Genomic DNA, 22,046 nt, shown 5'->3' on the forward strand with positions numbered 1-22,046 from the left:
CGACCGGCGCGCCAACATCCCCCGATCACCGAGTCCGGCCCCCTGGAAGAGGACGAAGCGATGGGCGTGTCGATCTACTACAGCGCGTACCGCGACAGCGGGCTCACCGACGAGGAGCGTCGACTCGTCGAGGACATCGCGGACGAGGAGACCCGGGAGCTCCTGGCCGAGATCCGCAAGCGGCTCCCGGCATGGAAGGAGCGCGGGGCCGTCCCCGGCGACGTCGAGAGCCCCGGCGAGATCTGCGAGGGCCTGCCCGTCTTCCCGGCCGACGACTCCGACGACCCGCGCGAGCTGTTCTGGGGCTCCAGCAAGATCTCGCACGGCGAGTGCGAGATGGAGGTCATGACCATGCAGCTGGAGCACTACACGCAGTTCTCCCTGGGCAGGCTGCGCCAAGCCGTACCCGGCGCCGAATGGCACGTGCACATCGACGGCACCGAGCTCACCTGGGAGGAGGAGTACGGCGAGTACGCCCTCCACTGACCCCCGGACGGTTCAGGCGGGGGCCGAGGCCGCCAGCGCGGTCAGATCGGCGAGGAGTTCGGAGGCGTCGACGGGATCGAGCCCGGTGACGGCGCTCCCACTGGTCTCCCCCCAGTTCCAGCGGCCGTACGGGCTGGCGCCGACCTCGATCTGATCGATCGTCTGCTCGGGGAAGGCGTCGGGCTCGCCGACGACGATGCCCGGGTTCAGCCAGAGGGTGGCGTGGCGGCCGGAGCCGAGCGGGCGCGTCATCCACGACGCGATGCCGGCGTCCTCCGGCTCGCCGCGTTCCCAGCCCGACCGCTGCAGCCCCAGCAGCGCACCGACCGGGACCTTGATCCCCTGGAAGCGGGCCAGCCCGTCTTCGGGCAGGGTGTGGACGGCCCGGCCGAGCTGCGGGAACGGCTGCACGATCTCGTAGTCGGCGAAGACCTCGGCCCAGGCGGTGCGGGCCTCGCCCAGGAGCACCGGGTGCGGGAGCCGGATCTCGGCGGAGGCGGGCAGGGTGAGGGTGTCGTCGTGCAGATCGGCGAAGGTGCGGTCTTCGGCGATGCGGAACAGGGTGGTGGCACCGTCGTGCTCGGCGGACCACACCAGCCGCCGGACGATGTGCCACACCAGCGGGTGTCCCACGAACAGCTCGGTGAACTCGAGGAGGGGCCACCAGCGGCCCATCACCATGGCCGACTCCAGGCGGCGGATCTGGTCGGCGGCGACCGTCCGCACGTCCTTCTTCAGGTCCGCGAACCGCTTGTACGCGGCGGGGGCCAGGTCGCCGTGGTCCTTGGCGCCGGGCTTGGGCAGGGCCTTGCGGCGCTTGCCGTCACCGTCGACGACGTACGGCTTGAGCTGCTCGTCGAACCCCACGGCGAAACGGCGCGGGCCGTAGTCGAGCGTCATGCCGCCGCCGGCGTCCAGCCCGAAATCGGGCACCAGCCGGTCGGCGAGCTGCTCGGGGGTCAGCTCCAGCCGCTCCGCGACCTGCCGGATCATCTCCTGGGCGCGGGTTCTGAGCCCCTTGAACCTCACCTTCTGCGCGATGCCGTGCAGGTGCATCAGGGCGACGTCGGTGCCGATGGCGGCGAGCACGTCCAGGCCCTTCACGGCCTTGGAGTGCCCGCCCTCGCCCGGCCAGGCGCGGACGACGGGGGTGAGGCGGCGCACCGTCCCGTCGTCGCCGAGCCAGGCGAGCTGGTCCAGCGCCCAGCCGTCCTTGGACGGCGAGTCGTGGATCTGCCAGCGGCGGAACACCGCCCAGGAGAACTCGGCCAGCGACTCCGGGTCGCACGCGTCCCGGACGATCCCGACGCCCGGGTAGACGCCGTCGGGCCTGGACATCGCCAGCATCGTGAGCAGGTGGGCGGTCGCCTCGGCCGGCAGGGCGCGGTCGCGGCCGCGCAGCAGCACCTGCGGGAGGACGAGCGGGTCGGCCCAGTCGGGAAGCCCCGGCATCCGGGCCGGGAGGACGTCCAGGGGGTCGGAGGCCAGCAGGGCCGCGATCGCCTCGCCGGCCTGGTCGCCGTACCGGCGGGCGACCTCGACGACCTCGTCGGCCCCGTGCCCTGTAGCGAGGTGTCCGGCGGCGAGGTGGCGCAGCGCGCCCTCGGCGTTGGCGCGGGCGGGACCGGGCGCGCCGAGCGCGTCCGGGACGAGCATCATCGCGGCCTCCGTTCCGTGCCGCGCGAACCAGGCCAGGGCGTGCTTGCGGGCGGTCTTGAGCCGGACCAGCCAGCGCGCCTGCAGCACCGCCACCTCGGGGGCGAGGAAGGGCAGCAGGACACCGCCGGACTCGGCCGGGCCGGACTCGGCGACGGCGACCGCGAGGGGCAGGGCGTCGAGCCCGAAGCGCGCCACGATCGGACGGATCCAGTACTGCGCGTACCACATGTCCGCCGGCTTCCAGATCTCCAGCAGCGGACGGACCAGCGGCTTGGGACCGGTGGCGATCAGGCCGGCCTGGGCGTACCCGCCGATCCCGCCGAACTTGGCCACCAGGACCGGCCACGGGTCGGTGAAGCGCCAGGGCTCGCCCGGCCCGTCGGCCCAGCGCTCGGACTCGCCGACGGCCCAGGACACCGAGCGCAGGTCGGGCGGCGCCAGGCCCGCGACGACGACGGGCTTGGCGGCCTTGCGGCGGCGGGCCCAGGGCGGGGAGACCAGCACCGGCGGCAGCGCCTCCGCGGGCGCCTCGGGGAGCCGCGCGGTGGCCTCCGCGATCGACTGCAGCGTCCGGCGGGCCTTGTCGGGGAGTCCGGGCAGCACCTCGGCCACCAGGTCCTGGTGGGCGGCGACATGCCCGCGCAGCAGGTCAGCGGCGAGCACGGCGGCCTTGCCCGTGCCGTCGGCCGCCACCGCCAGCATCCGCATCCCGCGCCGGGGGAAGCGGTGGGCGGCCGCGGCCACGGCGGCCTGGCCGTAGGGCGCGTCGATCCGCTCGATAAGGACCCGGAACGCCTCGTCGGACGGCACCAGCCCGAGCGTCTGGAGGAGCAGCTTGACCACGGCGGCACCGAGGTCGGCGTGGTCCAGGGTCTGCACCAGGTGCGGGACGATCGCCGGGCCCACCCCGTCGAGAATGGTGGCGAGGAGGTCGATCTCGACCTCGGCCGGCCCGAACACCGCTCCGGGCGCCCGCCCGGACGCCGGCCCGGTGCCGAGCAGCCCGGCCTGGGCGGGCGAACCCAGCGCGCACCACAGCAGCCACCAGGCGTTGTGCCAGCCGTCCTGCGGCGCGTTCGCGCAGGCCTCCTCCACCCAGTCGAGCCGGTCCGGTACGAGGTAGGACACCATGGCCTGCTGGAGCGGGGCGTCCCGATGGTCGGCCAGGCGCTTGACGGTCTCCTCGTACTCGTCGTCGCCCGCGACCGCGAGCAGGGCGCGCACCTTGCGGACGACGCGCCGGCACTGCCAGAGCCGGGACGAGCTCTCCTGCGGCCCCAGGAACGCGACGGCCTTGAGGTCGACGTTCTGGCCGCGGAAACCCCAGCTGTCATAGGTGAACGACAGGCGGCTCAGCTCGGCCAGGGCGCACGCGGCGAAGGGCAGCCCGTGCCCGGTGACCCAGGAGTCGACGAACCGCTCGAACAGCTCGGCGTAGTCTTCGCGCTCGCGCCCCACCAGGATGGCGGCGAGCGCCGCCGCGCCGAGCGCGCTCGGGTCGCCGTCCAGCTGGCGGCGGGCGGCCTCCACCACCTCGGGCGTGCTGTCGGGAGAACCCAGCGCCGCGCTGATCGTGCCGCGCGCCTTGGGAGCACCGCTGAACGAGGCGAGCGCGGCGGGGGCGGCGGCGTCCACCGCGACCGCCGGAACGGGCGCACCGCCGCGTCGCGGGTGCAGTCTGGGCGACCAGGCGGAGGGAAGCTCCAGGGTCTCCTCGCTCATATCGCCCAACGGTAGAGGAGACCTCCGACAGATCACCGACGTTCCGAAACGTCCGCGATCGCGGGCCATGGTCGGACTTACTAGAGTCTGACCTGTTCCAACGGCCGGCCGACGACCGGCGAAACGACGAACAGGCGGGGCGCATGGGCTTCACGCACCAGATCCGGGTCCGCTACGGCGACTGCGACATGCAGGGCGTGGTGTTCAACCCCAACTACTTCAACTACCTCGACGACACCATGGACGCGTGGCTGGGCACGGTCCTGGAGGGCGACTACCTGCTGCGGGACTTCGACTACATGGTCAAGAAGGCCGGCATCGAGTGGGAGTCCTCCGCCAGGTACCGCGACGTGGTGGAGTTGAGGCCCGAGGTCACGCGGTGGGGGCGGTCGTCGTTCGACGTGCGGGTGCGCCTGTCGGTGAAGGATCGGCCGATCGGCGTGGCCGAGTTCGTCTTCATCAGCATCAAGCCGGGTGAGCATGAGACGCCCACGCCTGTGCCCGTGCCGGAGAAGGTCCGGGCCGCGCTGAGCTGACTCGCGTTCGCCGCCCCTTACGGCGGCCCGGTCGTGCCTGTGCCGTCGTCGGGCTTGTCGTCGAATTCGTAGACGCGCCGGGCGTTCTCCGAGGTGATGAGGCGTGCGACGCGCGCAGCGTCCGAACGCGTCCACGCCCCCTCCTCAACGCCCTCGCCCAGGATTCGTCCCAGTCCGCGCCTGAACAGCAGTGCGCCCAGGTAGTAGTGCTCGGCCAGGCCGAACGCGTCGGAGGCGTACAGCACCTTCCCGAACGGCGCGAGTTCCAGGAGCTCGGCCAGGATGGCGGGCGCGCGATGGCCGAGGTTGTGCGTGGCCAGGCTGACGTCCACGAAGACGTTCTGGAAGACCTGGGCGAGATACCCGGCGTGGCGCTGGTACGGGTAGTTGTGCAGCAGCAGGACGGGTACGCCGGTCGGCTCCAGTGCCCGCAGCAGCGGGGTCATCCGCACCGGATCCACCCGGTGCAGGTCGACGTCCGAGTCGCCGTACCCGACATGGAACTGGATGGGGAGCCCGCTGTCGGCCGCGCACCAGACCAGGAAGCGGTGCAGCGTCTCGTCGGCGAGGCGTGGCCGACCGCTGCCTCCCGCCAGCGCGCGCTCGGCCTGCCGGTAGAGGCGCTCCGCCGCCGCCTTGACGTCGGCCCCCGACGGTCGTTCGCCCGAGAGTTCCAGCCCTACGCGGTAGGCGGCTATGGACTTGGCCCCCACCGCGTGCCCGGCGCGCTCCGCGATACGGCCGCGCACGTCCTCGGCGAAGGCGTACGCGCTGACCCCGTCCGCGATCGTCCTTTCCGCCAGGTCCTCCAGGCGTACGACCTCATGCGCCCTGGCCCCCGCCAGCAGCGCCAGTTCAGCGGGTTCCAGCAGCGGCTCGGGCGTGTAGCCGGTGTCGACGCACAACTCCTCCAGGCCGGAGGCGCTCAGGAAGCGGCGGTTCACCTCGGCGGCACCGAGCGACGCGCGACGCGCCAGGTACTCGCCGGGAGGGGCATGGGGTTCCAGGTCCAGGATGGGCGCGCACCAGCGCCGCAGCGCGAACCCGATCTGGGAGTCGAAGAGGCTGCCTCCGCGCGGCGGCGGCTCGGCGGCCTCGGTCAGGAAGCGTTCGAAATCCTCGGGGCCGAGATCCCTGGGCAGCACCCCGTGGCAGTGGTGGTCGACCAGGCGCAGCGGCTCGAGTTCCGGAAACATGTTCCCGACCATGGGCTCCCCTTACGTGCACCGGGACCTCGGTGTTCCTACGATGCCGTTTACCGCCAGGCCGTCACCGTAATCCCCGGTTGGGAGCGTCATCGTGGAAGAAAACGACCAAGCCGCCCATGGCGCGCCCCCGGCCGGGCGTTCGGAGGCGGACGGGCCGTCGCATGCGGGCGGGCCTCCGGAAGCGGGCTGGGGCCTGCGCCTGGACGACCGCGAGCGGTCGCGGCGCGGCGAGCGGGCCGCCACGATCGCCGCCGAACTCTCCGTCAAGAACATTGCGGCGGTCGCCCTCACCTGGGTGGACACCAGCGGGATCACCAGAACCAAGGCCGTTCCGGTGCGGCGCCTGGAGGAGGCCGCGACGTGGGGCGTCGGCATGTCGCCGGTGTTCGACACGTTCCTGCTGGACGACTCCATCGTCAGGGGCCGGTACGCGGGCGGACCCGTCGGGGACCTGCGCCTCCACCCCGTCCTCGAACGCCTCGTACCGATGGCCGGGATGCCCGGATGGGCGTGGGCGCCCGCCGAGCGCTTCACCCAGGAGGAGGGCACGGAACACCTCCTCGACGCCAGGAGAGTGCTGCGCCAGGAGGTCGCACGGCTGGCCGCCGAGGGCTGGTCGGTGCGTACCGCGTTCGAGGTGGAATGGGCTCTGTCGGAGGGGGACGGGGAGGACTTCACCCCCGCGTGCAACGGCCCCGCCTACGGAATGACGCGGATCGCCGAGCTTTCCGACTACCTCCGCGATCTGCTGCGCGCGCTTGAGGCGAGCAAGGTCACCGTTGCGCAGATCCATCCCGAGTACGCGGCGGGCCAGCTGGAGCTGTCGGTGGTCCCGGAGGACCCGATCGGCGCGGCCGACACCCTCGTCCTGGTACGGGAGACGATCCGGTCGGTGTCCTTCCACCACGACATGGTCGCCTCGTTCTCCCCCAAGGTCCTCGCCGACGGGGTGGGCAACGGCGGGCACGTCCACATGAGCCTCTGGCGGAACGACCCCGCGGAGGGACCCGTCAACGCGATGTCGGGTGGAGAGGGCCCGTACGGCATGACCGAGGCGGCCGAGGCGTTCAGCGCCGGGATCCTGGAACGGCTCCCCGCCCTCCTGGCCGTCGGGTCGCCGTCCGTGGCGAGCTACCTCCGCCTCATCCCGTCCCACTGGGCGGGCGCGTTCGCCTGCTGGGGCCTGGAGAACCGTGAGGCCGCGCTGCGGTTCGTCACCGGCCCCGCCGGGGTCCGCGCCACGGCCGCCAACCTGGAGGTCAAGTGCTTCGACGGCGCGGCCAACCCCTACCTGGCCCTGGCCGCACTGCTGGCCGCCGGACGTGCCGGGATCCAGAGCGAGGCCGCCCTGCCCGAGCCCGTCGACGACGACCCGGTCTCTCTGAGCGAGGCCGAACGCGACGCGCGCGGGATCACGCCGCTGCCGTCCTCGCTCGAGGAGTCCCTCGAAGCCTTCGAGAACGACCCGGTGCTGCGGCAGGCGTTCGGCGACGAGCTCGTCGACACCGTCGGGACGGTGCGGCGCGGCGAGATCGGGCTGTTCGACGGCGCGTCCCCCGAGGAGATCGCCACCGCCACCCGCTGGCGCCACTGACACCGCGGCGGACTCAGAAGGTGATGAGCGGATCGCCGATGAAGTCGGCGACGAAGTTGACGAAGAAGAAGCCGAAGAACAGGAAGTTCAGCAGCAGGATCACGTGATGCCACAGCCGCGGGCGGGCCGGGCGCGGCAGCCTGGAGTTCAGGTACATCAGCATGAACGGGTAGATCAGCGCGCCCAGGTTGGACATGTTCGCCGACCACTGCACCAGGCTGATCGGCAGCGCGAAGTGCAGGATCACCCCGATGACCACCAGCAGCACGAGCATGAACGGGTAGTAGAACCGGCGCGGGTCCCCCTCCAGCAGCCCGCGCAGCCGCGGGCTGGTGGCGTGCGCGGCGTCGGTGGTCACCCGCACCATCGCCTCGAAGATGCCGAGCTGGGTGGTGAACAGGATCAGCACGCCCAGCACCAGCGCGATGTAGAACAGCCAGCGGCCGTACTCGGCGTCCAGGGCGGCGGCCACGAACGTCGGCACGTTCTCCTGCGTCGGCCTGGTCCCCGACAGCTCGACCGCGCGGGCCATCAGGATCGTCGGCAGCAGCATGCCCAGCATCGCTCCGGCGAAGAAGATCCCCCACATGTCGGTGAGCAGCAGCCGGTACCAGCGCCGCCACATCGCCCTGTTCCTGGGGTCGTCCCGGAAGGTGACGCCACTGGCGAGCAGCCGCACGCGCTCGCCCCGCATGCCGGAGATGAACCCGGTGCGGTGGCCCATCCCGTAGCCCTTGTCCCGGTAGTGGCCCATCACGTACCAGTTGAGCCCGGAGGCCAGCGCCGTGAACCCGACCAGCCCGCCGAGCTGGGTGGCGGTGATGCCCTCGGGCGGCGCGGCGGGCGTCACGAAGCCCCTGATGCCCTCCCACCACAGCCCGAACGGCACGACGAACAGGCAGATCAGGACCAGCCCGATGAGGATCGCCCCGATCATGATCCAGTTGGCGAGCTCCAGCGCCCGGGAGATCCGGCGCGCCCCCGCGGCGATGAGGAACACCACCGCCAGCAGCGCGATCGCCCAGAGCCGCGGCTCCTCGGCGCCGTCGGGCGCGATCTCGCCATGGACGAGCGCGTACAGCCCCTGTCCCGCCGACGCCGCCCAGCCGCCGACGATGAACGAGAAGATGACGATGAACACCGACAGCGGCACCCACAGGATCCAGCCCGGCGGCACCCGGCCCCAGCCGACCACGGGCGCCTCGCCGGTCGCCAGCACGTACCGCGAGCACTCGATGTTGTAGAGCGTCTGCAGGAGCGCCGACACCACGATGATCCAGCCGACGCCCTCGAAGCCGAACTGGCCGACCGCCTGCGGCCCGAGCAGCCACTCGCCGCTGCCGATGGAGATCCCGAGCGCGATCATGCTCGGGCCGAGCGCGTACTTGAACAGCTCCCGCGGCCCGATCCGGCGGACGCCGAACACCTCCTCCGGCGAGGGGAGGTCGGTGATGGGCAGGTCAGGACGGCTGACGCCGATGCGGTGGGTCGCGGCGGATTCCTGGGGAGCGGGGTCGGAGGTGGGATCGGCCATGGGACGCCTCCCGGTGAGCAGGCCCCCGACTTCCTCGGCTGCCTGCATGATCCGTCAGGGAGTCGTGCGCGGCAAGGGCCCGGGGACGCCGATTCTCCGAGATTCGCCCGCGCGGGGCTCAGCGCCCCCCGTCGCGCCGTTCAGCCCCGCAGACGACCGTCCCGGGGTCGAACGACTGGAAACGCATCTGGACCGCCCCGCACGCGCAGCGGGTGTAGGTCACCACGCCCTCGGAGGTCAGATGCCTCGACAGCACCTCGTAGACATCGGACTGGGGCCAACCGCAGCGCGGGCACTCGTCCACCGTGCATCCCGTCTTCACTGGCCGTATGTAAGGGTTATAACTAAAATGTCGTTTACAGCATGACAGACAGCGGGAGCCGAGGCAATGCAGATCACCGGGTACAAGAGTCACGGCGTGGCCGCCTCGGTCGCTCTGGTGAACGCCGCCACGAGCGCGGACGGCGACGACTCGGAGGAGGCGCTGCGCGACCTGCTGCGCGAGCACGGCTTCTTCTGGCACCAGTTCGAGCCCCGGCACGCCGAGTCGTTCCGGGAGTGGGGCCGCACGCTGCGGCGGTTCTTCGAGGCCACCGAGCTCACCACGGCCGTCGACCTGCTCAACCGGCTGCTGCTGCAGATCCCGATGCATCCGCACCTGGCGGACCACGACGACCCGGTGGGCCTGCACATGCACTACGCGCCGCCGTCGGCGGACCTGCCGCACCGTTTCAGGGCCACCACGCTCATGAACCTGTCGGAGCTGGTGTGCAAGCACGGGCTGAGCCGTACGGGAGTGTGCGCGGCCGAGGGCTGCGACCGCGTCTACGCCGACACCTCCCGCGCAGGACGACGCCGCTTCTGCTCGGAGTCATGCGCCAACCGCACCAACGTAGCCGCCTTCCGAGCCCGCCAACGAGAAACCTGACCCCCGAACACCCCCCGACACCCGGAGACGGGGCCTCGGTCAGGCGGCGGCGCGGTGGTCGGGCACACGTCGTGGACGCGCGGCCGAGCGGCCGTCATGTCTGTGCCCTATGAGGTCGTGGGCATGGGCGGGGGTGGCCGTCCATGCCCACGACCAGGCGGGTCGTCAGTCGGTGCCGGCGTGGCGGGTGGCGGAGGCGTCGGGCAGTTCGGGGCCTCGGGGTGGGATCGCGTCGGCACGGGACGGGTCGATGCCGTCCAGTGCGCCGTTCGCGGCCGCCCGCGCGAGATCGACCATCGAGACGTAGGCGGTGCGGATCTGGAAGTTCTGCCGGTCGGGCGGCAGGTCGCTCAGTTCCACCAGCAGCGAGGCGCTCCCGCGCAGGCCGTAGGCGTTCCGGGCGATCCCCTGGTACGAGCCGCCCGGGTACTGGGAGACCACCGCGCCCGCCCGCGTGAACGCGTCGTGCACCCGCACCCCGACCTGCTTGGACGTCGTGAGCGCGCCGGCCGGAACGCCCTCGGCGGTCGGCCACTGGATGGACGTGGTGATCTCCCGGCCGTCCGGCGGCGGGAAGGCGTACCGGCCCTGCATGTGGTAGTCGACCACGATCGAGGGGCGGAACGCGGCGTACTGGCGCTGGATGGCCGCGGCTTCGGGCACCGGGTTGTCCTCGGGGCGCACCGCAGGATCGTGGTAGCGGTTCATGTCGTAGCCCTTGCCCGGTTCGCCGTACTCGGGTTGCGCGTCGGGATCGTAGTTGTAGCGCCACTGGTGGTGGTGGCCGTCCGGGTTGGCGCGGACGAGCACGCCCAGCGTGATCTTCGACCGGAGCTCGCGGGAGGCGCGGTCGTTCTTCAGCCCGAGGGTGCGCAGGGCCATCAGGGCGGACTCGGTCCCGAGGGGCTCGTCGCCGTGCTGCTGCGTCACGTACAGCAGGCGCTGGGGTCCGGTGCCGAGCGTGGCGAACCAGAGCGGGCGCCCCTGGTTGGACGTGCCGATGCTGCGGACGCGCACCCGGCCGTGGCCGGCGCGTTCGATGCGCTTGAGCTCGCGTGCGAGCTCGGCGTTGCTGTGCAGGCGCGCGCCGCCGCCCTTCCCGGTCGCTTCGGCGGCGGCGGGCGCCGCCGCCGGCGCGGTCGCCGCGGTGGCGGGGGCCGCGAGCGCGCCTGCGGCGAGGGCGGCGGCGAAGAGCCCGGCGGTGAGGGTACGGGTCGTACGCGCGGACACGGGTGGCACGAGGGAGCCTCCTGACGAGTGCGACGGACGGGCACCCCCCCCGCGTGGCCCGACTGGTTCTCTTCTGCGGACGCCGTCCGACCGTGGGACGCGCCGTTCGGCGACCGCGACAACTGCTACCGGAAGGTGGGCTTCAGCACGTCGATCCCACGGTTGTGGTCCGCGACGTAGACGTAGCCGCCGTGGTAGTACGACGCCCAGGCCATCGCGTCGCCCGGCCGGAAGTAGGCGATCTGGCGGGGGTCGGTGGGATCGCGGACGTCGATGAAGCGCGTGCCCTGCTGGTAGAACGACTGCACGACCACGCCGTCCCTGATGTCGAAGTAGTGGGCCGAGCACTCCTCCGCGTTCGGGAGGCTGCCCTCCTGTCCCGCGACGCTCCATGTTCCGAGCGTGCGCAGGCGGAACGGCTTCTCCGGGGTGGAACGCCAGCCCTGCCCGCCGTAGGAGCCCTTGAGCGAGGCGATGACCAGGAGACCGTCGTTCACGCACCCGTCGTTGAAGGTCTCCTCCGTGACGATGAGCGTCTGGCCGTCGCCCCACTGGCGCGGGTCGGGGCCCTGGTCGCGTGTACGTCCCACGGCCCGGTAGCTGTTGTGCATGAACGAGGAGTTCGTCGTGGCCTCGTCGATGCCTCCGCCCGCGTACGGCACCGGGTCCCAGGCCGTCGCCGTACGGATGCGCTTCTTCACCGGGTCGTAGTGGCGCCCGCTGGTGTGGTAGCCGCGCACCCCGCCACGCCCTGAGGCCCACGCGACACCGCTGGAGTCGACCTGGATGTCGTGGGTGTAGTCGGTCTTGCCGTCGTTGCGCCCGGTGTCGATGGGTTGCTTGAAGACCTTGGGCTTGCGCGGGTTCCGTACGTCCGTCACCCATACGGGACGGCCGCCCCAGTCCTCGGGCATCCAGTTCGCCTTGGCCGGGCCGCCCGTCCACAGGTAGCGGCAGTCGTTGACGCACGACGTCGTATGCCCCGCCGGGATGACCTGATAGGCGAGTTGCTTCAGGCTCTCCGGCTTGGACACGTCGATGACGTACACCCCTGACTCACCGGTGTCGGTGGTGCCGCCGAACGCGCGGGGGTCACGGGAGAGGTAGATGATCTTGCGCTTGTGGTCGGCCTCGGTGTCCTCGCCCTGCCAGAACCCGGGCAGGTCGAACGAGCCGACGAGCTTGGGGCTGCGCGGGTCGGCGCTGATGTCGTACCCCTTGAGGCCGAACCGGCCGCTCACGTACATGATGGTGCGCTTGCCGCGCCCCTCGCCGTAGTCCATGAAGACCAGCGACGTGGACTCCTTGGCATCGGGCACGTTTCCGACACGCTGAACGCCCTTGACCGCGTCGGACGCCTTCGACGACGCCTTGTCCACGGCACGGGGTGCGTGCCCTGAGTGGCCCCCGAGGTCACGTCCCTCGCCCTGGGCCTGGGCCACCCCGCCTACGCGCGTCTGCTGGTTACCGGGTTCGGGTGGGCACGCCCAGGCGGTTCCGGCCGTGAGCATGGCGACGGCAACGGTGCCGGCCGCTCCGAAAAGAACGCGTCTGGAACGTCTGCTCCGTGTGGGCGCGCCAAGGCGCGCGGGCTCCTGCAAGCGTTCGACCTGCGTGCGCGCCGACATCGCGCCTCCACCTTCAGCGGGGAAGTCCTGGCGGGTATCGCCCGAGCCAAGTCTGAACTGTCGGATGTTCATGATCAATCGGCGATGAGTCACAAAATGTCCACGGCCAGGCTGTAATCCACCGACGGTGAAGGTGCGGCGCGGCCTTCCCGACCCGGACGGCCGTGCCGTACGCTCACCGGCGTCGTCGTCAACGCCTTGGGAGCGGCTTTTGAACAGCGTCGCGCGTACCGCCGCACTGGTCGCCGGGGCGGTGGCGATGCTGGTGGCGCCCCTGGCCGCCATGAAGGCGCTGCGCGACCCGGACGACCCGCGCCTGTCGGTCGGCGCCGCGCCGGCCGCGACGCTCGTGCCCGGCGACGTCCGGGACGCCACCGGCCGGATGATCGCCGGCGCCGTCTGGACGGGCCTGATGTCCTACGACCCGCGCACCGGCTCCCCCGTCCCGGCCGCCGCCGAGTCGGTCACCTCCGGGGACCGCAAGGTCTGGACCGTGCGCCTCAGGCCCGGCGGCCGCTTCCACGACGGCACGCCCGTCACGGCCCGCTCCTTCACCGACGCCTGGACGGCAGTCGTACGCGAGGGCTGGCACGGCGCACGCACGATCAGCGAAACGGCCGGGCTCAAGGGCCTCAAGGTCACCGACGACCGGACCTTCGAGGTCACCCTGGACCGCCCCCTCAACGGCTTCCCCGCCCTACTGGGTGACCCGGCCTTCCTGCCGATGCCTGAGAGCGTGCTCCGTTCCCGCGACTGGGCCGCGTACGGGCGTCGTCCCATAGGCAACGGCCCCTACCGCATCACCTCCCACGGGCGCGAGACCGTCCTGGAACGCCCCAACGCCCGCACCATCGTGGTGAAGTCCATCCCGAAACCGAGCGACCAGTACTCGGCCGTAGAACTGAACCGCCTGGACGTCGCCACGGCCGTCCCGTCCGACCGCCACGAGACGATGGACACCGAGTTCCGCGACCGGCACCTCACCCTGCCCGGACGGGCCATGACCTACCTCGCCTTCCCCTCATGGGAGGACCGCTTCACCCCTGCCATCCGCCAGACCCTCTCCATGGCCATCGACCGCAGCGCGATAACGGAAGGCCCCTTGGGACATCAGGCCACCCCGGCCAACTCCCTGGTGCCACCGGGAGTCCTTCCAGGCCGACGCGAAGGTCAATGCCGTCTCTGCATTCACGACCCCCGCGCGGCCACCGCCGCCCTGACCGACGCGGGCGGCCTCAACGGCACGCTCAACCTGTGGCATGAGGCGTCCGACGCCGCCTGGGTGGAGGCCGTCGCCGAACAACTTCGCAAGACGCTGACCATCGACGTCCAACCCCGTCGGGTCACTGCGGCAGAACTCCGCACGGCATTGGACGAACGAAAGGTCGACGGCCCCTTCGTCGTCCACACCACCACGCCCTACCCCGCCCCCGTCGCAGCCCTTCGCCCCCTCCTGGAAGCCGGCACCGGCTACGAGGGCGAGGACGTCTCAGACCTCATCACCCAAGCGGAAAGCGCCCCCACTCCGGACGCTGGCGTCACCCCCGCCCGCCTGGCCGAGTCGGCCCTTCTTCGGGACATGGCGGCCATCCCCCTGTGGTCCGCCCACGACCATTTCGTATGGTCCGAACGCCTCCACAAAATAACCACCGACCCTTTCACCGGCCTGAACCTCACCACCCTGAAACCCAAAAACTAACGCCTCGCCTCACCACTTGGGCGCCACGCTCGCGCGGTGCCTGAAGCAATTCCGAGACAGGCACTCCCCCAAAACGGGCACGCCTCAGGCGGCGCCGAGGCGGTGGGCCAGGGCGGTGTGGCGGCGTCCTGCCCCGGCCGTACGAACGGCGGCGGCCAGGGCCCGGCGTGAGCCGACCAGCACGACGAGTTTCTTCGCCCGGGTGATTCCCGTGTAGAGGAGATTGCGCCGCAGCATCATCCATGAGCTTGTCGTCAGCGGAATGACGACGGCCGGGTATTCGCTGCCCTGTGATCGGTGGATGGTGATGGCGTACGCGTGGGCCAGTTCGTCCAGTTCGTCGAAGGAGTAGTCGATGGTCTCGTCCTCGTCTGTCTGGACGGTCAACATGTGCTCCTCCAGGGACACCGACGTCACCACCCCCACGGTGCCGTTGAAAACGCCCGCCTCCCCCTTGTCATAGTTGTTGCGCAGCTGCGTGACCTTGTCTCCCACGCGGAAGACCCGGCCGCCGTAACGGCGCTCGGACCGTTCGTCCCGGTGCGGCGTGAGCGCCTCCTGCAGGAGGCCGTTGAGCGTGCCCGCGCCCGCGGCCCCCCGATGCATCGGCGCGAGGACCTGCACGTCGCGGCGCGGATCGAGGCCGAACTTGCGCGGTACGCGGTTGGCGACGACGTCCACGGTGAGCTCCGCGGCGGCCTCCGGCTCCTCGCACGGGAACAGGAAGAAGTCCGGGTAGCCGTGCGTGTGCGGGTGATCGCCCGAGTTCACCCGGTGGGCGTTCACCACGATGCCCGACTGCTGCGCCTGCCGGAAGATCTTGGTCAGCCGTACCCGCGGGACGACCTCGGCCGCCAGCAGGTCGGCCAGGACCTCTCCCGCACCGACCGAGGGCAGCTGGTCGACATCCCCGACCAGCAGCAGGTGGGCACCGCGCGGGATCGCCTTGACCAGCTTGTTGGCCAGGATCAGGTCGACCATGGAGCTCTCGTCGACCACCACCAGATCGGCGTCCAGCGGATTGTCCTGGTCGAACTTGGCGTCCCCGCCGGGCTGCAGCTGCAGCAGCCGGTGGACGGTGGCGGCCTCGTACCCCGTCAGCTCGGCGAGCCGCTTCGCGGCCCGCCCGGTGGGCGCGACCAGCACGATGCTCGCCTTCTTCGCGGCCGCCAGTTCCACGATCGACCGCACCGTGAAGCTCTTGCCGCAGCCTGGGCCGCCGGTCAGCACCGCGACCTTGGAGGTCAGCGCGAGCCGTACCGCCTCCTCCTGCTCGGCCGCCAGATCGGCACCCGTCTTCTTGCGCAGCCAGGCCAGCGCCCTGTCCCAGTCCACGTCGGCGAACGCCTTCAGCCGGTCGTGCCCGGCGTGCAGCAACTCCCGCAACCCGTTCGCCAGCGAACGCTCGGCACGATGGAACGGCACCAGGTACACCGCCGGGACCGTGGCCGCGTCCTCACCGGTGCCCGGTATCGCCTCCCTGACCACGCCTTCCTCCTGCGCGAGCCCGTCGAGCGCGGGCCCGATCAGCTCACGCGGCACACCGAGGATCTTCTCCGCCGCCGTGATCAGGTTCGGCTCGGGCAGGAAGCAGTGCCCGTCGTCGGCCGCCTCCGACAGCGTGTACTGCAGCCCCGCCTTGATCCGTTCCGGGCTGTCGTGCGGGATGCCGACCGCCTGGGCGATGGTGTCGGCGGTCTTGAACCCGATCCCCCACACGTCCGCCGCCAGCCGGTACGGTTCGCGCCGCACCGTGTCCACCGACGCGTCCCCGTACTGCTTGTAGATCCGCACGGCGAGGGAGGTCGACACTCCCACGCCCTGGAGGAAGACCATCACCTCCTTGATCGCCTTCTGTTCCTCCCAGGCGTCCCCGATCCGCTTGGTGCGCTTGGGCCCCAGGCCCGGCACCTCCACCAGCCGCTCGGGCTCCTCCTCGATGATCCGCAGGATGTCGGTGCCGAAATGGCCCACCATCCGGTCCGCCATCACCGGCCCGATGCCCTTGATCATCCCCGAGCCGAGGTAGCGCCGGATGCCCTGCACGGTGGCCGGCAGCACCGTCGTGTACGAATCCACCTCGAACTGCCGCCCGTACTTGGCATGGGACCGCCATCTCCCGGTCAGCCGCAGGCTCTCCCCGACCTGCGCCCCCAGCAGCGCCCCCACCACCGTCAGCAGATCGCCCCCGGACCGCTCGGTCGCGACCCGCGCGACGGTGTAGCCGGTGTCCTCGTTCGCGTACGTGATCCGTTCGAGGACCGCCTCCAGTACGGCCGGTCCCGGCCTGTCACCGGCCGCCGTCACCGGCATCGCCCCTTCCGGCCGTTACCCCTCATGCCGAGGGATTGTACGCATCGGCAGCGACAGTTCCCGATTCCGATCGGCCTGTGGATAACTCACTCCGCGAAGTTATCCACAATTTCCGCTCCCCCTGGCGGACCCCCGCCCGCCCCTCCGACGATGGCGGCACCGGAATCGAGAAAGGAGAGCGAGAATGAACGGCACGATACCCGGCATCGGCATCAGCAACCTCGTCTACGGCACGGTGTGGGTCATCATGATCACCGCGTGCGCCTTCCGGAGGCCGCGATGAAGGTCTCCGTCATCGTCCCGGCGCACAACGAAGAGCAGGGCCTGCCCGCCACGCTGGCGTCCCTGCTGGCGCAGACCGACCAGGCCGACCAGATCATCGTCGTCGACGACGGCTCCACCGACCGCACCGGCGAGGTCGCCCGCTCGTACGGTGCCACCGTGCTGCGGCCGCCCGGCAATCTCGGCAGCAAGGCCAGGGCCCAGAACCACGCCCTCCCGCACTGCCTGGGCGACCTCGTCCTCGCCGTCGACGCCGACACAGTCCTCGCACCCGACTACATCGAACGCCTCAAGCCCGCCTTCGGCGACCCCTCCGTCGCGATCGCGGCCGGCAACGTCCAGACCCGTTTCACCCGCACGCTCTGGGAACGCGGCCGTTCGATCGAGTACCTGTTCGGGTTTCACTGGCACCGCCCCATCCAGGCAAGCGCGGCCAGCCCGATGGTCTGCTCCGGCTGCTGCTCGGCCTTCCGCCGCGACCTCCTCCTCGAGCACGGAGGATTTCCCGAACGCACCATCGTCGAAGACATGGACCTCACCTGGTCCGCCCAGATCGCCGGCCACAGGGCCGTCTACGTGGGCGACGCCGTGGCCTGGGCCGCCGACCCCGAAACCCTCCCCTACCTGCGCCGCCAGCTCCGCCGCTGGATGGCCGGCTTCTTCCAGAACGTACGGCTCCACCTGGGCCGGCTGGTCGTCCGCAAGCCCATGCTCGCCCTGTGGGTCCTGCTGGCCGTCCTGGAGATCCTCTTCGCGCCCCTGTGGTGGGTGACGCCGATCCTGCTCACCGTCACCTGGCACATGCCCGTCGAGCAGGCTCTCGCCTGGTGGTGGGGCACCGAACTCCTTCTCATGGCGCCCCCGCTCATCTACGCCGCCAGACGCCGCCGCATCCCACTCCTCCGCATCCTGGCCAACATCCCCTGCGTCTATCCGGCAAGAGCGATCAACACCTACTACGCCTGGAAGGGCCTCATCACCGAACTGCTCCTGGTCCCACTGGGCCTCACCAAATCACTCACCGTCTACGAGAAGGGCCGCGCGGACACCCTCCCCCCAGGCCCCTACACGCCCCGCCACGCCACCCCGCAAAGAATCCAAGCCCTCCAAGCCCTCTCATCACCGCAAGAACCCGCCCCCCGGCCACCAGCACCGCGGGAACGACCACCCTCATAGCGCTGCCACCCGATCCGCTCCCAGTACGCCCCGAAAAGCAATGAACCAGGGCACTCGCCACGCGATCGCTGACCGCGATTCGGAGCCGGCAAGGACTTGATCAGTGGACGTAGCCGATCAGGGATCGTTCGATCCGCACGCCGATCCACCGGTTGTGCCACGGCCTGTCTCGAAGCGGACCCGAACCCCGAGCGAGCGCGTCACCTGGCCGGTGGGGCCATGCCGGAGGCGAGCGTCACCGGCCAGATCGCTCGGCGATCCCGCACTCACCAAGACGCGGCGGACAGAAATACCGGCCCGGCCAGCCGACCGCACGGGTTTCACACATCTGACCTCGGATGAAACGCGATCGGCGATGATCCGGCCGAGACGGCGCATATCGCCTGTCCCGCCGCACCCGGGCTGGGGACCCGTCCGGAGGCATTTGCCTTGACGCCGATGTCAACGTTGTAGCGTGCCGGGAACCGATCTCGGGGAGAACGATGAAATTCGCGATCAACTATTTCCCAGCCGACGGGCTCGCCCCCGACAGGCTCGTGGCCTATGCCCGGCATGCCGAGGACTGCGGCTTTGAGGGGCTGTACCTGCCAGAGCACACTGTGCTGTATCCCGGCGCCGGATACGGCTCATTTGAGATCCCCCCATCCCTGCCCTATCCCGATCCACTCGACTGCCTGGCCTTCGCCGCAGCGGCCACCCGGCGCATCCTGCTCGGCACCGCCGTACTGCTGCTGCCCTATCACCACCCAGTGGTCCTGGCCAAGCGCCTGGCCACCATCGATGTCCTGTCCAAGGGACGAATGCGGCTGCTCACCGTGGGGCTGGGCACCCTGCCCGGCGAGGCCCAGGCAATGGGGGTCGACTTCAACACGCGCGGACGCCGTACCGACGAGGCCATCAACGTGTTGCGGCTGCTCTGGCAAGGCGACGAGAAAGGCGTCAGCTTCGACGGCGAGTTCTTCGGCTTCGATCACATAACCAGCTATCCGAAGCCGCACGGAGTCACGCACCTGCCGATCCATGTCGGCGGCTCCAGCCGGGCCGCAGCACGCCGCGCCGGGCAGCGCGGGGACGGCTACTTCCCCGGCGGCGCACTCACCCCGGAAGAACGCGCGGCGCAATGGGAGCTGGCCAAAATCGCCGCAGTCGAGGCCGGCCGCGATCCCGGCGCGCTCGAATACACGCGATGGGGAACGATCGACATGTCGGCCGAACAGGTCGAGGATCTCGCCGCACAAGGCGTGACCCGCATCATGGTGGCCCCTTCCGCCAGGGAACTGGAACAGCAGCGCGATGAGATGTCCGCCTTCGCCGAGCGGTTCTCCCTCTCGGCCTCGTAAGTCATCTTCTCGCGCCCCGGGGTTCTTCTGAAGGTGTCACCGATCCGCGGCATGGCCCGGGGCTTGGGCTCCTCCAGAGAACAACACCACGCTGATGAGCCTGTCGCGACGACCGCGCACCATCGCCTCGGGCGTGCGCCGCTCGGCCCGCCGGCGCCGGAATCGCAGCAGGCGTGATGGCCGACCGGTCTCCGGGCCGCCATGAAGCGGCCGCGGCACGCAACCCGTCGCCGGGGGCGGAGAGCGCAGCGCGGCGCGTGTTCGCGAAACCCGCGCCGGCCAGGGACCGGTTCCGGCGGCCGACGGGCGCCGGAAGGTGTGGCTGCGCCTGACGAAAGGTTCGACGGGTGGTGACGTGGCTGGTCGAGCGAGTGAGGCGCCAGCACGACATCCTCGACCGACACGAGCCGCACCCACCACAGCACCTGTCCCTGCACCTCACGATGTCCTTGGCCACCGGCATCGGCATCCTGCGGCCGGTGGGCCGCTCGAAGTCCGAGCACGACGGGCGCTGTGATCACGTCCCATCCGCGATGGTTCGGCATGCCCGCAAGATTGTTGATCTCCCGTGCACTCCACCCTGCCACCGGTGACTCACCACCATCACCGATTACGGGACAGAGCCGGAACTCGACTGACCCGGAAGCAGTGACCCGAAAGTGGACCGCCATATTCATCGAGATCCCGTTTACGGGCGGATCTTCAGCCGGTCGGCCGTGACACCCGCCGCCAACTCCGGCAGGCTTGCGGAGCAAGGAGGGACCGTATGTCTTCAAGCAGCGGAACATGGTCTCATCGGCCCTTCCCTGCCCCCTAGGGAGGTACCAGGTATTCGAACCCAGCGCGATTGAGTCGAATCGCCCAATATTTGGCTTCGTCCGCAGGTAGTTTGACGTTCACCACCACCAGGAATCGGGGTCACGGTGACAGTGATCATCGGCGTTCACGGCATCCTGAACTACCGCTACTACCGTTCCACCCGGGACCTGACGGCGGCGGGCGAGGCCATCAGCCTGGACTGGACGTCCTGGCTCAGGGCCGGTCTGACCTCGGCGGGACTGCGCGAGGACGCGATGCCGAGCGGAGTCCAGGTCGCCTACTACGCTCACCACCTGCACCGCGGAGCGGCTCAAGGGCCGGAAGATCCAGGACTGCTGGACGACCTCGAGCAGGATCTCCTGATCGAGTGGGTCGAGCAGATGCAGCCGGCCCGCCGGGCGGCCCAAGGTCCGCGCCTCGCTCGAGCCCGGGCCGCCGCCGACTGGCTGACCATCCGGTACGGGGCCTTGGCGAGCCGCTTCGCGATGATGTTCGTTCGCGAACTCGGTTCTTACCTGAACGAACGGACCGGTCATCGGCGCTTGACAGCGCGAGGTGCCGTCACCACGGCGATCCGGGAGAGGGGAGGGAGCGGCGAGCCGGTCATCGTGGTCGCGCACTCGCTCGGCAGCGTCGTTGTATATGAGGCGTTGTGGGCCTGTCCGGAACTCCGCGTCGATCTGCTGGTCACGTTGGGCAGCCCTCTGGGCATGCCCAACGTCGTCTTCGACCGGCTCCAACCGGCCCCCTCACAGGGCTGGGGGGAGCGTCCCCCCGGAGTGCGCCGGTGGATCAACCTGGCGGATGCCGGGGACCTGGTCGCCCTTCCCCGCCGAGGCCTGGGAGGGCGGTTCCGGGGCATTGACTGGGAAGCGCCGGCGATCACGATTGCTGACTGGGATTTCCATACGGCCAAGAGTTATCTGCGGAGCCCGGTGGTCGCGGCCCACCTGAACGGCCTTTGATCGTGCCGGAAACGCTACCCCTGCTCCTGCCGGCCGGACGTGGCCTGAAGCAAAGGAACGATGACGTCGAGCGCCGGGGTGGAAATGCCGTGTGATTTTCCGAGTTCCTGGACGACACCGTGAATCTCACGCCATTCGGTCGGGCGGCCGGCGAGGCGGTCGAACAGCATGGACGTGCCCATATCCGACGGCATGGAGACAAGCTCGGCAATAATCGCGTCAGCCACCGCCCGAACATCCAGGCGCGCGCCCTCCGCCTTTCCCACCGAGGCCGACTCGCACGCGAGCTGGTGAGCGAGGGCGCGCATTCCCGCCAGGGAGAAGACCTCGGCTCTGCGCTCCGTCAGCACCATGAGACCGGCTACGACATTGGCGCAGATCTTTCGCCAGGCATGCGTGGTGAAGTCGGCGACCAGTTCGACTCGGGCTTCGGTGGGATCGAGGAGATCAATGAGGTCGCTCCCCGCAGGGGAGTCGGGCACGCCGACCCGGACCGGGCCTCGTAGCGAGACGCGCCCATCGCCGACGACCTCGCTCGGACACCAGACGATCGCCGGCAGGACCACACTTGTAGGCGCATGCGGTGCCACCCTGGCCTGATGGCCTATACCGTTCTGCAGGACCACCACTGTCGTCCTTTCGTCGCAGAGACCCGCGAGCCAGCGCGCCGCGCCCGCCGTGTCGTGCGCTTTGATCGCTAGGAAGACCCAGTCGACCGGTTCGCCGACCTCGGCGGGATCGGCCAGTATCGCGTCAGGGATGCATACTCGCGTCCCGCTTTCCGACTCCACGACGATCTTGTCTGGCGGGACGCTCCGCGCGCAGACCACCAAATCGTGATCCTTTTGCTCGCTGACAAGTGCCGCGAAGACGGACCCGACCGCACCGGGACCGATGACGGCTATGCGCGCCATGAGAACTCCACAT

Annotated in this window: 16 protein-coding genes; 8 read left to right on the plus strand and 8 right to left on the minus strand. The window is 70.3% G+C overall.

Annotated features, from left to right (window positions below):
* The first annotated feature begins 60 nt into the window (after window positions 1–60).
* Complete coding sequence (locus tag ACZ466_RS02825; RefSeq protein ID WP_378287449.1) at window positions 61–486, plus strand: hypothetical protein; 426 nt, start codon at window positions 61–63, stop codon at window positions 484–486.
* 12 nt (window positions 487–498) lie between these two features.
* Here the strand turns inward: ACZ466_RS02825 and ACZ466_RS02830 are convergent, their stop codons facing one another.
* The gene (locus ACZ466_RS02830) at window positions 499–3,867 is read right to left on the minus strand and encodes a DUF4132 domain-containing protein (protein WP_378287447.1); all 3,369 of its coding nucleotides are present in this window, start codon (window positions 3,865–3,867) and stop codon (window positions 499–501) included.
* A gap of 143 nt (window positions 3,868–4,010) precedes the next feature.
* On the opposite strand from ACZ466_RS02830, the gene ACZ466_RS02835 reads away from it, so the two are divergent.
* Window positions 4,011–4,403 (plus strand): acyl-CoA thioesterase, encoded by a 393-nt coding sequence (locus ACZ466_RS02835; protein ID WP_378287446.1) that lies wholly within the window; start codon window positions 4,011–4,013, stop codon window positions 4,401–4,403.
* Between the two features lie 17 nt (window positions 4,404–4,420).
* Here the strand turns inward: ACZ466_RS02835 and ACZ466_RS02840 are convergent, their stop codons facing one another.
* Window positions 4,421–5,599 (minus strand): amidohydrolase family protein, encoded by a 1,179-nt coding sequence (locus tag ACZ466_RS02840; RefSeq protein WP_378287445.1) that lies wholly within the window; start codon window positions 5,597–5,599, stop codon window positions 4,421–4,423.
* Window positions 5,600–5,702: 103 nt separating this feature from the next.
* On the opposite strand from ACZ466_RS02840, the gene ACZ466_RS02845 reads away from it, so the two are divergent.
* Window positions 5,703–7,205 (plus strand): type I glutamate--ammonia ligase, encoded by a 1,503-nt coding sequence (locus ACZ466_RS02845; RefSeq protein ID WP_378287444.1) that lies wholly within the window; start codon window positions 5,703–5,705, stop codon window positions 7,203–7,205.
* A 13-nt stretch (window positions 7,206–7,218) separates the two neighbouring features.
* Here ACZ466_RS02845 and ACZ466_RS02850 read toward each other — a convergent pair whose 3' ends face one another.
* Both ACZ466_RS02850 and ACZ466_RS02855 read right to left on the minus strand, forming a co-directional pair.
* Entirely contained in the window at window positions 7,219–8,739 is a 1,521-nt protein-coding gene (locus ACZ466_RS02850) for an Nramp family divalent metal transporter (protein WP_378287443.1), read from the minus strand.
* Window positions 8,740–8,857: 118 nt separating this feature from the next.
* Window positions 8,858–9,061, minus strand: coding sequence for a hypothetical protein (locus ACZ466_RS02855; RefSeq protein ID WP_378287442.1), 204 nt, complete (start codon window positions 9,059–9,061; stop codon window positions 8,858–8,860).
* Between the two features lie 66 nt (window positions 9,062–9,127).
* On the opposite strand from ACZ466_RS02855, the gene ACZ466_RS02860 reads away from it, so the two are divergent.
* Complete coding sequence (locus tag ACZ466_RS02860; protein WP_378287441.1) at window positions 9,128–9,667, plus strand: CGNR zinc finger domain-containing protein; 540 nt, start codon at window positions 9,128–9,130, stop codon at window positions 9,665–9,667.
* Window positions 9,668–9,832: 165 nt separating this feature from the next.
* Here the strand turns inward: ACZ466_RS02860 and ACZ466_RS02865 are convergent, their stop codons facing one another.
* Window positions 9,833–10,897, minus strand: a complete 1,065-nt coding sequence (locus ACZ466_RS02865; protein WP_464042767.1) for a M14 family zinc carboxypeptidase — start codon at window positions 10,895–10,897, stop codon at window positions 9,833–9,835.
* Window positions 10,898–11,022: 125 nt separating this feature from the next.
* Window positions 11,023–12,216, minus strand: coding sequence for an LVIVD repeat-containing protein (locus ACZ466_RS02870; RefSeq protein ID WP_378285642.1), 1,194 nt, complete (start codon window positions 12,214–12,216; stop codon window positions 11,023–11,025).
* Window positions 12,217–12,736: 520 nt separating this feature from the next.
* Here ACZ466_RS02870 and ACZ466_RS02875 point away from each other — a divergent pair.
* On the plus strand, window positions 12,737–14,224 hold the full coding sequence (locus tag ACZ466_RS02875) for a peptide ABC transporter substrate-binding protein (protein WP_378285643.1): 1,488 nt from the start codon (window positions 12,737–12,739) through the stop codon (window positions 14,222–14,224).
* An 84-nt stretch (window positions 14,225–14,308) separates the two neighbouring features.
* Here the strand turns inward: ACZ466_RS02875 and recD2 are convergent, their stop codons facing one another.
* Window positions 14,309–16,537 (minus strand): SF1B family DNA helicase RecD2, encoded by a 2,229-nt coding sequence (recD2, locus tag ACZ466_RS02880; RefSeq protein WP_378285644.1) that lies wholly within the window; start codon window positions 16,535–16,537, stop codon window positions 14,309–14,311.
* A gap of 258 nt (window positions 16,538–16,795) precedes the next feature.
* Between recD2 and ACZ466_RS02885 the strand changes: the two genes are divergently transcribed.
* The 3 genes from ACZ466_RS02885 to ACZ466_RS02895 all read left to right on the plus strand — a co-directional run bounded on the left by ACZ466_RS02885 (window position 16,796) and on the right by ACZ466_RS02895 (window position 21,119).
* Entirely contained in the window at window positions 16,796–17,995 is a 1,200-nt protein-coding gene (locus tag ACZ466_RS02885; protein WP_378285645.1) for a glycosyltransferase family 2 protein, read from the plus strand.
* A 482-nt stretch (window positions 17,996–18,477) separates the two neighbouring features.
* Window positions 18,478–19,335, plus strand: coding sequence for a TIGR03619 family F420-dependent LLM class oxidoreductase (locus tag ACZ466_RS02890; RefSeq protein WP_378285646.1), 858 nt, complete (start codon window positions 18,478–18,480; stop codon window positions 19,333–19,335).
* 923 nt (window positions 19,336–20,258) lie between these two features.
* On the plus strand, window positions 20,259–21,119 hold the full coding sequence (locus tag ACZ466_RS02895; protein ID WP_378285647.1) for a hypothetical protein: 861 nt from the start codon (window positions 20,259–20,261) through the stop codon (window positions 21,117–21,119).
* A 14-nt stretch (window positions 21,120–21,133) separates the two neighbouring features.
* Here ACZ466_RS02895 and ACZ466_RS02900 read toward each other — a convergent pair whose 3' ends face one another.
* Window positions 21,134–22,033, minus strand: a complete 900-nt coding sequence (locus ACZ466_RS02900; protein ID WP_378285648.1) for a 2-dehydropantoate 2-reductase — start codon at window positions 22,031–22,033, stop codon at window positions 21,134–21,136.
* Between the last annotated feature and the right edge of the window lie 13 nt (window positions 22,034–22,046).

This window comes from Actinomadura rugatobispora (assembly GCF_055379765.1).

Bases quoted from the DNA above. Each gene is read 5' to 3' on its own strand.
- ACZ466_RS02825 (WP_378287449.1), top strand. From the start codon at position 61: ATGGGCGTGTCGATCTACTACAGCGCGTACCGCGACAGCGGGCTCACC.
- ACZ466_RS02830 (WP_378287447.1), bottom strand. From the start codon at position 3,867: ATGAGCGAGGAGACCCTGGAGCTTCCCTCCGCCTGGTCGCCCAGACTG.
- ACZ466_RS02835 (WP_378287446.1), top strand. From the start codon at position 4,011: ATGGGCTTCACGCACCAGATCCGGGTCCGCTACGGCGACTGCGACATG.
- ACZ466_RS02840 (WP_378287445.1), bottom strand. From the start codon at position 5,599: ATGTTTCCGGAACTCGAGCCGCTGCGCCTGGTCGACCACCACTGCCAC.
- ACZ466_RS02850 (WP_378287443.1), bottom strand. From the start codon at position 8,739: ATGGCCGATCCCACCTCCGACCCCGCTCCCCAGGAATCCGCCGCGACC.
- ACZ466_RS02860 (WP_378287441.1), top strand. From the start codon at position 9,128: ATGCAGATCACCGGGTACAAGAGTCACGGCGTGGCCGCCTCGGTCGCT.
- recD2 (WP_378285644.1), bottom strand. From the start codon at position 16,537: ATGCCGGTGACGGCGGCCGGTGACAGGCCGGGACCGGCCGTACTGGAG.
- ACZ466_RS02890 (WP_378285646.1), top strand. From the start codon at position 18,478: ATGAAATTCGCGATCAACTATTTCCCAGCCGACGGGCTCGCCCCCGAC.
- ACZ466_RS02900 (WP_378285648.1), bottom strand. From the start codon at position 22,033: ATGGCGCGCATAGCCGTCATCGGTCCCGGTGCGGTCGGGTCCGTCTTC.